Source organism: Shewanella sp. Isolate8 (genome assembly GCF_022398495.1).
GTDB lineage: Bacteria > Pseudomonadota > Gammaproteobacteria > Enterobacterales > Shewanellaceae > Shewanella > Shewanella aquimarina.
The window spans coordinates 783,801-795,729 of sequence record NZ_JAKEVI010000001.1; the positions used below are offsets into that span (position 1 = coordinate 783,801).

Annotated in this window: 9 protein-coding genes; 6 read left to right on the forward strand and 3 right to left on the reverse strand. The window is 53.7% G+C overall.

Annotation, left to right across the window (positions count from 1 at the left end; genetic code table 11):
- Positions 1-52: 52 nt before the first annotated feature.
- Genes L1D43_RS03365 through barA form a run of 3 tightly spaced genes read right to left on the reverse strand, consistent with a single transcriptional unit; the run spans position 53 to position 3,643 of the window.
- Positions 53-247, reverse strand: coding sequence for a DUF3319 domain-containing protein (locus L1D43_RS03365; RefSeq protein WP_239849951.1), 195 nt, complete (start codon positions 245-247; stop codon positions 53-55).
- Positions 247-849, reverse strand: a complete 603-nt coding sequence (locus L1D43_RS03370; protein ID WP_239849952.1) for a YjaG family protein — start codon at positions 847-849, stop codon at positions 247-249. Before L1D43_RS03370 ends, L1D43_RS03365 begins: the two co-directional genes overlap by 1 nt.
- Positions 842-3,643 (reverse strand): two-component sensor histidine kinase BarA, encoded by a 2,802-nt coding sequence (gene barA / locus L1D43_RS03375; protein WP_239849953.1) that lies wholly within the window; start codon positions 3,641-3,643, stop codon positions 842-844. The genes L1D43_RS03370 and barA overlap by 8 nt, the downstream gene beginning before the upstream one ends.
- Before the next feature lie 97 nt (positions 3,644-3,740).
- Here barA and rlmD point away from each other — a divergent pair, with 97 nt between their 5' ends.
- From rlmD to ftsB, 6 genes are all read left to right on the forward strand, one after another.
- The gene (rlmD, locus tag L1D43_RS03380) at positions 3,741-5,075 is read left to right on the forward strand and encodes a 23S rRNA (uracil(1939)-C(5))-methyltransferase RlmD (protein WP_239849954.1); all 1,335 of its coding nucleotides are present in this window, start codon (positions 3,741-3,743) and stop codon (positions 5,073-5,075) included.
- A 167-nt stretch (positions 5,076-5,242) separates the two neighbouring features.
- Complete coding sequence (gene relA / locus L1D43_RS03385) at positions 5,243-7,447, forward strand: GTP diphosphokinase (protein ID WP_239849955.1); 2,205 nt, start codon at positions 5,243-5,245, stop codon at positions 7,445-7,447.
- Between the two features lie 66 nt (positions 7,448-7,513).
- A complete protein-coding gene (mazG, locus tag L1D43_RS03390) occupies positions 7,514-8,311 on the forward strand; it encodes a nucleoside triphosphate pyrophosphohydrolase (protein WP_239849956.1) in 798 nt (265 codons plus the stop codon).
- Between the two features lie 110 nt (positions 8,312-8,421).
- Positions 8,422-10,059, forward strand: coding sequence for a CTP synthase (locus L1D43_RS03395; protein ID WP_041510479.1), 1,638 nt, complete (start codon positions 8,422-8,424; stop codon positions 10,057-10,059).
- A gap of 131 nt (positions 10,060-10,190) precedes the next feature.
- Positions 10,191-11,486 carry a phosphopyruvate hydratase gene (gene eno / locus L1D43_RS03400; RefSeq protein WP_239849957.1) on the forward strand — a complete coding sequence of 432 codons (1,296 nt, stop codon included), beginning with the start codon at positions 10,191-10,193 and terminating at the stop codon, positions 11,484-11,486.
- Between the two features lie 99 nt (positions 11,487-11,585).
- Positions 11,586-11,888 (forward strand): cell division protein FtsB, encoded by a 303-nt coding sequence (gene ftsB / locus L1D43_RS03405; RefSeq protein ID WP_041510481.1) that lies wholly within the window; start codon positions 11,586-11,588, stop codon positions 11,886-11,888.
- Positions 11,889-11,929 lie beyond the last annotated feature (41 nt).

Here is an 11,929-nt window from a genome sequence, read left to right on the forward strand (position 1 = left end):
TTATGGCTATTAGGTTACCACTCAGCCGGTCGTGTCCCTATAACGCTAAAGTCTAATGCTTGGGGCCTGATCGCCTTTGCAGCGGCTTGGGCGGCGGCAATATCCCCAGCTCCTGGTAGAAATGGATCTGGCGCCTGAGCTCAAACAGGGAGCCGACGCGTCGCTGCTCCCCTATGGTGAGGCACCAGGTATTGGTTAACCCATCGGGGTTGGTCAATACAAATCCCTGGTAGATAAGTTTGCGCATTAGGCGCCCGCCGAGATACCTATGTTGGATACGCCTGCCTGCACTAACTCCTTGCGCAGCGCCTTGACGAAGTCGGCGGTGATCTTAGGATTCTCTTCGATGATCTCCAGTAAAGAGGCCTGCAGTGCCTTCTCTTCCTGCATCACCTCGTGATTGAAGATGTGTTCGTCCAGTGCTTCTTCATCCATCTCCTCCTCTAGGGTGGCCTCGATATAGTTGGCTACGGTAGCGGATGAGAGCTTGCTGATGTTGGTGATATCGTCTTCCACCTTGCTCTGCAGGGCGCTGAGCAGTGAGGTGAGGGCAACGGCCGCATCCATGGCTGGGTAGACGCCATAGACATCGAAATCGCTGGGTTCTGGGGTGTTGAGATCCAGACGCTCCAGATAGAGGTCGATGTTGAGCTTCAGCTTCTGATCGTACATAGATTGCCACAGCAGGTTGAGCACGGTATCGAGCACCTGTGGGTCGCCAAACTTGCAGACTTCGCTGAACAGCTGATAGTTGGGGTACATGCGTTGGCAAAGGGCGATGGCGAACAGCTTCTTCTGTTCCAGTTCGAGGGCCTTGAGGCGCTTGAAAAACCCGGGTTTATTACTCATCGATCACATCCATAGATAACTGGGCTATTACTTGATTTGCGGCCGATTCTACCTTAGAAAGCTCGTCAAGTAACTCAAGTATTTCCGGCTCGACGAGATCGACGTCGGCATTTTGCTTGAGTGACTGTTCAATCTCTCGACAGAGTCGCTGCGTGGTCGGCACGCCGCAGTAGCAGCTGGCGCCGTGTAGCTTGTGGACATGGCTGACCATGGCCTGGCTGTCTTGCCTTTCGAGCGCGCCCGAGATGTTGTCACGGGTCTCGGGCAGAGAGTCGACCAGCATCTGTAGCATCTCCAGCGCCAGATTGGTCTTCTGGTTGGCCTGGGTCAGACAGAGATCCCAATTAAGGGTGTGCTGGTCGAAATGGGTAAACTGTGGCCGCGTCTTCCAGCGGCTAATCACGCTCTTGAGCGCCGCCTCATCGATAGGTTTTGGCAGGTAGCCATCCATGCCGCTCTGATCGATACGCTCGCGCTCTTCGGCGATGGCGTGGGCGGTCACGGCGACTATGGGGGTGTTGCGATTGAGCGAATGCTCACGTATCTGCTTGGTCGCGCTAAAACCGTCGGTGCCCGGCATCTGAATATCCATGAAGATGAGATCGAAGCTCTTGGCCTTGGCGATCTCTACCGCCTCCTGGCCGTTGTCGGTAACAGTCACCTGAGTAACCAGCTCCTTGAGCAGGGTCTTAATCAACTTGAGGTTGGCGGGATTGTCGTCCACCGCCAATACGCTCATGGGCTCGCGTTCCTGAGTCTCTTTGGCCGCCTCTTGGAACGGCATGGCTTCGAATTGGGCGCGGTGAGGATTGATCAGTGTCACCGCCAGGGCGCGCTCGCCTACCGGCGCCTGCATCACCTTGTCTACAGTGGGCTGGATCAGGCTCATCTTGGCGGCGCTGTCGGTGCTGCTGCACAGGTAGAGGGTATAGTCGCTGATCTTGGCAATCTTATTCAGTACGTTGAGCAGGTTAGGGCTACTGGCCAGATCGTTACAGCTGATGATGGCATAGTCGAAGTGACGTCCCTCTTCGCCGGCGACACGGGCCAGATCTTCCGGGGTCGTGATGCTGACACTTTGCATGCCCCAGTGGCTAAGCAGGCTCTCATGGACCTTGCGTGACAACTCCCTTGGCTCGAACAAGAGCACCGTCTTGTCGATGAGTTTATCGGTTTCTAACGGCTGACTGATAGGGTAGGAACTCAACTTGAGAGGTAGGGTGAACCAGAAGGTAGAGCCTTTACCCGGCGAGGAGATGCAGCCGATTTGACCGCCCATACGGTTGATCAGGCGTTTGGTGATAATCAGGCCCAGGCCGGTACCGCCGAAGCGACGTGAGATGGAGGAGTCTGCCTGGCCGAAGGCCTGGAACAGTTGCGCCTGATGTGGCTTGTCTATGCCTATGCCTGTATCTGTGATCTCACAGCGGACATTAACCTTGTCACTCTCTTCGCTGGTCAGGCGCATCTTGAGGTGTACGCTACCGCTGTCGGTAAACTTGATAGCGTTGCCCACCAGGTTAGTGATCACCTGGCTGACCCGCAGGGCATCGCCAGAGACGTTGTCGTTGATGCTAGGCTCGATATCCACCACAAGTTCGAGATCTTTATCCTTGGCGCTGTTGGCCAGCAGTGAGATGGTGTCGTCGATCAGCTCGCGCAGGGCAAAGGGCATGTTCTCCAGCTCCATCTTGCCCGCCTCCAGCTTGGAGAAGTCTAAGATGTCGTTGATGATCCCCAACAGGTTGGTGGCGCTCTTTTCTATGGTCTTGATGTAGTCCTGCTGACTGGCATGCAGTGGCGTCTTTAATAGCTGCTTGGCAAAACCTATCACCCCGTTGAGCGGCGTGCGCAGCTCGTGGGACATGTTGGCCAGGAACTCAGACTTGATACGGCTGGCCTCTAGGGCGCGTTTCTTGGCCAGATCCAGCTCGACGTTTTGGATCTCAATTTGCTCCAGGGTTTCCCGCAGATCTGAGGTCGCCTGATCGATATTCTGCTGCATCTCCTCATGGTATTCCGATAAGGAACCGGCCATGGCGTTGATGCCGCGCTTGAGCAGATCCAGTTCACCGATCAGGTTGCCGTCGACCCGGGTGTCCAACTTGCCCTCGCGGATCTTGGCCACCACGCGCACCATCTCGGTGATGGGGTGGGTAACGTTTTTCACCAGGCGAAAGGTAAACAGTAGGTTAAGCTGCACGCCGATAAGGACGATGATAAAGGCGGCCACCGCGGCCCTGTGCTGCTCCAGCAGGGCATTTTCTTTGTTGAGTAACACGGCGATATAGCCGAGTTTGGCGGAGTTGACCTGCTGGGCCATGGAGTTGCTGTCGTAGGGGCTGACCACCAGTTCGCGCTGACTGGAGAAGATGGGGCTGCGCATGATGATGCTATCGCCAAACTCCTCTACCTCTGTGGTTTGCAGCGAATCTATGGGCTCGTTGTAGCGCATAAACTCGTGGCTCTTATAGTGATGCGAGGTCACTATCACCCGGTTACTGGTGTCGAAGATGGCAATAAACTGCACCAGGTTGGATTTGTTGAGCTGTACCGAGGTGATCAGTCGCTTGGTGGTCTCAAAATTCTTAGTTTCTAGGCCTATCTCGGCGGAGATGGCCAGCGGCTCGATGATGTTACCGCCGCGCTCGATTAAGCTTTCTTCCAGCTCATAGAAACGATTTATGGTAAAATAGCTGCCAAGCAAAATACCAACCAAAATAGTGGGCGCTAAGGCCAGCACGAGAACCCAGGCTCTCAGGCTGTATTTAGTCATATTGTCTGCACTATTCATTGAGTTGGTATTATTTATCTACGATGGATATAGGTTACATTAGACTGCCAGACTTTGTGCAGTCTTTACTAGTATTTTTATTGTTTTAGAGGCCTAAATGGCACAATTTTATAAAGCTAAACCCCGCAAGATACAACAAACCCAGGCCAAGCAAAGTTTCCATGTGAGCCAGCTGGATCACCTAGGGGCGGGGATAGCCGAGCATCAGGGAAAAATCGTCTTTATTCCCGGCGCCCTGCCCGGTGAAACGGTAACGGCGCAGATAACAGAGCAGAAGAAGCGTCACGCCAAGGCCAAGCTGATCAAGGTCGAAACCGCCAGCGAGGCGCGTATCGCCCCTAGTTGTCCTTATTATGGCCGCTGTGGAGGCTGCGACCTGCAACACCTTGAGCTCTCTGCCCAGCGCGAGGCCAAGCAGGCGGCGCTCGAAAACCTGATCAACAAGATGGGCCGCACCCAGCCACAGGCAATGAGCGAGCCACTAAGCGGCGAGGGCTGGCACTATCGCCGCCGCGCCCGCTTGGCAACCCAGTATCAGCGCGATAGTAAGCGGCTCAACCTGGGCTTTCGTGCCCTGGCCAGCAGTGAGGTGGTTAACATAGATGCCTGCCCCGTGCTGGCTAAGTCGCTGTCAGATCTGATCGCGCCACTCAATCAATGCCTTAACCGCCTGAGTGCCAAGCGTAGTCTGGGCCATGTGGAGCTACTCTCAGTCGACTCGGGCCCAGGTGTGGTGCTGCGTATCACCAGCCCTCTGAATGACAAGGATAAAGCCTTGCTAGCAGCCTTTGGCGAGCAGCATGGGGTAAGGGTGATATTGCTCGACGACGAAAGCAGACTTGAGACCCTTTGGGGCGACGAGGCGCTGCCTTTTTATCGGCTAGAGGATGGCTGTCAGCTTGGCTTTTCGCCGGGCAACTTCATTCAGGTCAACGGTGAGATCAATCAACAGATGGTGACTCAGGCCATCGACTGGCTGCAGGTTCAGCCCGGCGAGCGGGTGCTGGATCTCTTCTGCGGCGTGGGTAACTTTACCCTGCCGCTGGCCAAGGCCGGTGCCCAGGTAGTAGGTGTCGAGGGGGTCGAAACCATGGTGGCTCAGGCAAGACTAAATGCCGGTGCGAGCGGCGTCGAGGGCGTGGAGTTTTATCATGGGGATCTCAGCGCGGATCTGTCCGGTGCACCTTGGCTCGGGCGTATCGACAAGTTACTGCTGGATCCTGCCAGAGCCGGCGCCTATGAGAGTCTACAATGGTTAAAGAAGATGAAGCCGAAGGCGATTGTCTATATCTCCTGTAATCCGGTGAGCCTGGCCAGAGATTGTGAGCCCTTGCTCGCCCAGGGATATGTGCTGAGTCGACTCGGCCTCATCGATATGTTTCCCCAGACACATCATATCGAGGCCATGGCCTTGTTTGAGCTGGGTAAATAGTTGTTAATCTTGGCCTAAGCGCGCAAATAGTCGGCGTATATCATTTGACTTTGGCGAGGGAATCCCCAAGATAGTGAGTTCATTATTGGCGATGTCATATGGCGCTTATTTAGGCTGGGGTCGAACGCTTTTAGGGGCAAGCAATCAAGTAATAGGACATGCAGTAGATGGTATCTGTTAGAGAAGCACATTTTAAAGACACAGATTTTCAATTGACCGAGTGGGTTAATCGTTATCTGAGTGACGCCGATGACGCCAGTACCTTACTTGCGCTAATAAAGCAGGTAGAGGCCCTGGTGGCGAAACATGATGCTAACGATACCCTGCTGATCGGCCGTGCTCGCGAGCTGATCGAGATCTTAGCGCCGCTCAACATGGATATCGAGACCCTGCAGGCGGCGGTGATCTTCGTGGTGTTCGATGCTGGCCTGCTGACCGAGGAGCAGATGCTTGAGCTGTTTGGCGACAAGCTCACCACCCTGGTTAATAGCGTGGTCACCATGGAAGCCATTGGGGCCCTTAAGGTCAACGAGCAGAGCCGTAACGCAGAACCCCAGATAGATAACATACGTAAGATGCTGCTGGCCATGGTTGAGGATGTCCGCGCCGTGGTGATCAAGCTGGCCGAGCGTATCTGTCTGCTGCGTGAGGTTAAGAACGCCGATGAGGAGACTCGTGTCTTACTGGCACGGGAGATCGCCGACATCTATGCGCCCCTGGCCAATCGCCTTGGCATAGGCCAGCTCAAGTGGGAGCTGGAAGATATCTCGTTTCGCTATCTGCACCCTGAGATCTACAAGGACATCGCCAAGCAGCTCGATGGCAAGCGGATGGATCGTGAGACCTATATAGATAACTTCGTTAACCAGTTGCAGCAGCGATTGGACGAAGAACAGATCCGCGCCAAGGTCTATGGCAGGCCCAAACATATCTACAGCATCTGGAAGAAGATGCGCGGTAAAGATCTTACCTTCGATGAACTCTTCGATGTGCGCGCGGTGCGAGTCGTTACCGAGCGTCTGCAGGACTGCTACGGCGCCTTGGGTGTAGTACACACGCTCTGGCATCATATTCCTAAAGAGTTCGACGATTATGTGGCCAACCCTAAACCCAATGGCTATCAGTCGATCCACACCATAGTCGTGGGGCCAGAGGGCAAGACGGTGGAGATCCAGATCCGTACCGAGCAGATGCATGAAGATGCCGAGCTGGGGGTGGCTGCCCACTGGAAGTATAAAGAGGGCACCACAGGCAAGCAGAGCGGCTACGAAGAGAAGATCAACTGGCTACGTAAGATCCTGCAGTGGCAGGAGGATGTGGCCGAGAGCGGTAACCTGGTGGACGAGGTGCGCAGCCAGGTGTTCGAAGACAGGGCCTATGTGTTTACGCCAAATGGTGACGTGGTGGATCTGCCCATGGGGTCGACCGTGCTGGATTTCGCCTACTATATTCACTCCCAGGTGGGCCATAGGTGTATCGGTGCCAAGGTCGATGGCCGTATCGTGCCTTTTACCTATCAGGTCGAAACAGGTGAACGGGTAGAGATCATCACCTCCAAGCATCCTAACCCTAAGCGCGACTGGCTTAACCCTAACCTGGGCTATATCAAGGCATCGCGCACCCGCTCTAAGATCCAGCATTGGTTCAAGCAGCAGGACAGGGACAAGAATATCGTCGCCGGCCGCGAGATGCTCGAGGCCGAACTGGCACGTTCAGGCCTGACACTGAAAGATGCTCATAGCGCGGTGGAACGCTTTAACATGGTGGGCATGGACGATCTGCTGGCCGGTATCGGCGGCGGTGACGTCAGGCTCAACCAGGTGGTTAACCACGTACAGAGCCGTATGCGGGTCAACGAAGTCTCCGAAGAGGAGGCGCTGGAAGATCTTCTGAAGAAGAATCAGGCGCGTTCGACAGGTAAGGGTAAGGGCCAGGTCGAGGTGAATGGTGTAGGTAACCTGCTCAGTCATATTGCTAAGTGTTGTCAGCCGGTGCCGGGGGATGAGATCTTCGGGTTTATTACCAAGGGCAGGGGGATCTCGGTTCACCGAGCCGATTGTGAACAGGTGAAGGAGCTGATGCGGGTGCATCCCGAGCGCAGCGTCGATGTGGTCTGGGGTGAGAACTACTCCGGCGGCTATAAGCTCAAGCTTAAGGTGCTGGCCAATGATCGCAGCGGACTGCTGAGGGATCTCACCTCAGTGCTGGCGGCAGAGAAATCAAACGTGTTGGCCATGAGCTCATCGTCGGATGTGAAGACCCAGACCGCGGCTATCGAGCTGGAGCTTGAGTTGTATAACCTGGAGGGCTTGTCGCGAGTGATTGCCAAGCTGTCTCAGGTGAGTGGCGTTATCGAGGCGAGACGCCTCTAAGCTGTGATGACAGCCTATAAAGCGTAATTAGAGGCGGCCCTGGCCGCCTTTTTAATGAGGTAAACGATGCAGAGCAAATCAGACATCCAGAGACTGCTGACCATAATGGAGCGGCTCAGAGACCCACAGACGGGTTGCCCCTGGGACAAGGCACAGAGCTATCAGACCATAGTGCCCTTCACGCTGGAAGAAGCCTTTGAAGTGGCCGACACCATAGAGCGCGGCGCCCTGGATGAGCTCCCCGGGGAACTCGGCGATCTACTGTTTCAGGTGATCTTCTATTGTCAGTTGGGTAAAGAGCAGGGCAGGTTCGATTTTGAACTGGTGGTGGAGAAGATCTGCACTAAGCTCACCGAGCGTCATCCCCACGTGTTTGGCGAGATGAGTCAGGCCTCTAGCGAGTCGGTGCGCGAGACCTGGGAGAGCATCAAGGCCAAAGAGCGCGCCGGGCGCTCGCTGCATTCGGTGCTGGATGATATTCCAAGGGCACTGCCAGCCCTGACCCGCGCGGCCAAGGTACAGCGCAGGGTGGCAACTGTGGGCTTCGACTGGAACGACTTAGGGCCTGTGGTGGCCAAGATCCATGAGGAGCTCGACGAGGTGATGGTGGAGGTCGCCGCCCAGGATAGCGACAAGATGGAGGATGAGCTGGGTGATCTGTTGTTTGCCGTGGTGAATCTAGCCAGACACCTCAAGCTGGACCCTGAGCAGGCGCTGCGCCGGGCGACTAATAAGTTCGAACATCGCTTTCGTGGCGTCGAGGCCCTGGCAGCCCAGGCGGACAAACCCATGCAGGCGCATACCCTTGAGGAACTGGATGCCTATTGGGAGCAAGTCAAGCGAAATGATCCCTTAAAAGGCTAAAATAGTTGCTGTTACCTATTTGTCGAATCCAAAGGGCTTTGATATAATAACGCCCCGTCCTAGTGCTTTCTTACAAGCACATATTTCCAACTCATTTTCTCAGGTTCAGCATGACTACAAGGTATATCTTCGTTACTGGTGGCGTGGTTTCATCACTAGGTAAAGGCATTGCAGCAGCATCATTGGCGGCAATTTTAGAGGCTCGGGGCCTTAACGTAACCATTATGAAGCTGGATCCTTATATTAACTTGGATCCGGGTACCATGAGCCCAACCCAGCACGGTGAAGTATTCGTCACCGAAGATGGTGCTGAAACTGACCTCGACCTGGGTCACTACGAGCGTTTCATCCGTACCAAGATGAACCGTCGTAACAACTTCACCACGGGTCGTATCTACGAAGAAGTGCTGCGCAAAGAGCGTCGTGGCGACTACTTAGGGGCCACCATTCAGGTGATCCCACACATCACCAATGCGATTAAAGAGAAAGTGCTTGAGGGCGGAGAAGGGCACGACGTGGCGATCGTAGAGATCGGCGGTACCGTTGGTGATATCGAGTCATTGCCTTTCCTTGAGTCTATTCGTCAGTTAGGCGTAGAACTCGGCCGTGATCGTACCCTATTTATGCATTTGACCCTGGTGCCTTTCCTAGGCGCGGCGGGCGAAGTGAAGACCAAACCTACCCAGCACTCGGTGAAAGAGCTGCGCTCAATCGGTATCGCACCAGACGTATTGGTTTGCCGTGGTGACCGTGCGATCCCATCTAATGAGAAGGCGAAGATCTCGCTATTCTGTAACGTCGAAGAGCGTGCGGTTATTTCACTGAAAGATGTCGATAGCATCTATAAGATCCCGGCTCTGTTGAAGGCGCAAGGCTTAGATGACCTGGTCACCAAGCGTTTCGGCCTAGAGTGTAAAGAAGCCGATCTGTCTGAGTGGGAAAATGTGATCTATCAAGAAGCCAACCCAACCGGTGAAATCACAATCGGTATGGTCGGTAAGTACACTGAATTGCCAGATGCCTATAAGTCGGTGAACGAAGCGCTGAAACATGCGGGTCTGTTTAACCGTGTATCGGTCAACATCAAGTATATCGATTCACAAAACATCGAAGCCAAGGGCACTGAAGTGCTGGAAGGTCTCGATGGTATCCTGGTACCGGGTGGTTTTGGTGAGCGTGGCGTAGAAGGTAAGATCATGGCGGCTCAGTATGCCCGTGAGAATAACCTGCCGTATTTCGGTATCTGTCTGGGTATGCAAGTGGCGCTGATCGAGTTCGCTCGTCACGTGGCTGGTTTAGAAAATGCGCATTCAACCGAGTTCAACAAAGACACGCCGCACCCAGTTGTGGGCTTGATCACAGAATGGATTGACGAAAAAGGTAATATCGAGCAACGTCATGAAGAATCAGATCTCGGTGGCACCATGCGTCTAGGCGCGCAGCTGTGTCATCTGGTCGAAGGTACTAAGGCGGCTGAAGCCTACAAGGGACTGACCTGTGTAGAGCGTCACCGTCATCGTTACGAAGTGAATAACACATACAGAGAACGTTTAGAGAAAGCCGGCTTGGTATTCAGCGGTCTGTCGACAGATCGTCAGCTGGTTGAAATGATTGAACTACCTAACCACCCATGGTTCGTGGCGGGTCAGTTCCACCCTGAATTTACATCAACACCTCGCGATGGTCAGCCATTGTTCCAAGGTTTCGTTGCTGCAGCCGTTGCGTACCAGAAACGCGATTTAGGCTAATCTTTATACAAGAGCCGCTTCCGAGTCTCGGAGGCGGCTTTTTTGTTTCAGATGATGTAAATTTAGCGATAAGAATTTTAGTTTTGCATTAACTTTTAAACTTAAATCTTAAACTTAGAGTCGAGGAAATTATGGCTAAAATTATCAATGTCATTGGTCGCGAGATCATGGATTCACGCGGTAACCCAACGGTTGAAGCGGAAGTGCATCTAGATGGCGGTTTCGTAGGCATGGCAGCTGCACCATCGGGTGCTTCTACCGGTAGCCGCGAAGCATTAGAGCTGCGTGATGGTGACAAGAGCCGTTACATGGGTAAAGGCGTACTGACTGCTGTGGCTAACATCAATGGTCAGATCCGTGATGCCCTACTGGGTAAAGATGCGACGGCGCAAGCTGAGCTGGATAAGATCATGATCGATCTGGATGGCACTGAAAACAAAGACAAGCTAGGCGCGAACGCTATCCTAGCCGTGTCTCTGGCTGCTGCGAAAGCCGCTGCTGCCTTCAAAGGCATGCCACTATACGCGCACATCGCCGAGCTAAACGGTACTCCAGGCCAGTACTCTATGCCTGTACCTATGATGAACATCCTTAACGGTGGTGAGCACGCCGATAACAACGTTGATATCCAGGAATTCATGGTTCAGCCTGTTGGTGCTAAGAGCTTCCGTGAAGCGCTGCGTATGGGCGCCGAGATCTTCCACAACCTGAAGAAGGTACTGCAAGAGCAAGGCCTTAACACGGCTGTGGGTGATGAAGGTGGTTTCGCGCCTAATCTGGCCTCTAACGCCGATGCGCTTGCTGTAATTAAGGTTGCAGTCGAAAAAGCCGGTTACAAGCTGGGTGAAGACGTTACTCTAGCCCTTGACTGTGCAGCCTCTGAGTTCTACAAAGACGGTCAGTACGACCTGTCTGGCGAAGGCAAGGTATTTGACTCAAACGGTTTCTCTGACTTCCTTAAGTCACTGACTGAAGAGTACCCAATCGTTTCTATCGAAGATGGCTTGGACGAGTCAGATTGGGATGGCTGGGCATACCAGACTCAAATCCTGGGCGACAAGATCCAGCTGGTGGGTGACGATCTGTTCGTAACCAACACTAAGATCCTAAGCCGCGGTATTGAAAACAAGATCGCTAACTCAATCCTGATCAAGTTCAACCAGATCGGTTCTTTGACTGAGACGCTGGCGGCAATTCGCATGGCGAAAGATGCTGGTTACACTGTGGTTATCTCTCACCGCAGCGGCGAAACCGAAGATGCGACCATCGCGGATCTGGCGGTAGCGACTGCGGCTGGCCAAATCAAGACCGGCTCTCTGTGTCGTAGTGACCGTGTTGCTAAGTACAACCAACTGCTACGTATCGAAGAGCAGTTAGGTGAAAAGGCTCCTTACAAGGGCCGTAGCGAGATCAAAGGTCAAGCATAACCGAGTTTTTACGGTTAATTTGGTAAAAGGCCACCACTTGGTGGCCTTTTTTGTTGTAATATCAGTTCAGCCTTTTAACAGAGATAAAGCCCATTAAGGATGAAGCGACTTCTTATCGCCATGTTTATGCTGCTTGGTCTGCTCCAGTATCGACTCTGGTGGGGACAAAATAGCCTTCCCGAATCTTTTCAGCTGCAGGAACAGATCAAGTTGCAGCGCGAGAGTAACGCCAAACTCATCGAACGAAATCAGGTACTCAAAGAAGAGATTCTCGACCTTAGACGCGGTACCGAGGCGCTTGAAGAACGCGCCCGCAACGAACTGGGGATGGTGAAACAGGGAGAGACCTTCTTTCGGGTAGTGGGTGAGCCTCAGCGTAAAGCCGAGATCGGCGAGCACTAACCTCAAACGGTTTCGCCTAAAAGTGACACGAGTTAACACCT

Coding starts and splice junctions, on each gene's coding strand:
- L1D43_RS03365 (WP_239849951.1), bottom strand. CDS start 247: ATGCGCAAACTTATCTACCAGGGATTTGTATTGACCAACCCCGATGGG.
- L1D43_RS03370 (WP_239849952.1), bottom strand. CDS start 849: ATGAGTAATAAACCCGGGTTTTTCAAGCGCCTCAAGGCCCTCGAACTG.
- barA (WP_239849953.1), bottom strand. CDS start 3,643: ATGAATAGTGCAGACAATATGACTAAATACAGCCTGAGAGCCTGGGTT.
- rlmD (WP_239849954.1), top strand. CDS start 3,741: ATGGCACAATTTTATAAAGCTAAACCCCGCAAGATACAACAAACCCAG.
- relA (WP_239849955.1), top strand. CDS start 5,243: ATGGTATCTGTTAGAGAAGCACATTTTAAAGACACAGATTTTCAATTG.
- mazG (WP_239849956.1), top strand. CDS start 7,514: ATGCAGAGCAAATCAGACATCCAGAGACTGCTGACCATAATGGAGCGG.
- L1D43_RS03395 (WP_041510479.1), top strand. CDS start 8,422: ATGACTACAAGGTATATCTTCGTTACTGGTGGCGTGGTTTCATCACTA.
- eno (WP_239849957.1), top strand. CDS start 10,191: ATGGCTAAAATTATCAATGTCATTGGTCGCGAGATCATGGATTCACGC.
- ftsB (WP_041510481.1), top strand. CDS start 11,586: ATGAAGCGACTTCTTATCGCCATGTTTATGCTGCTTGGTCTGCTCCAG.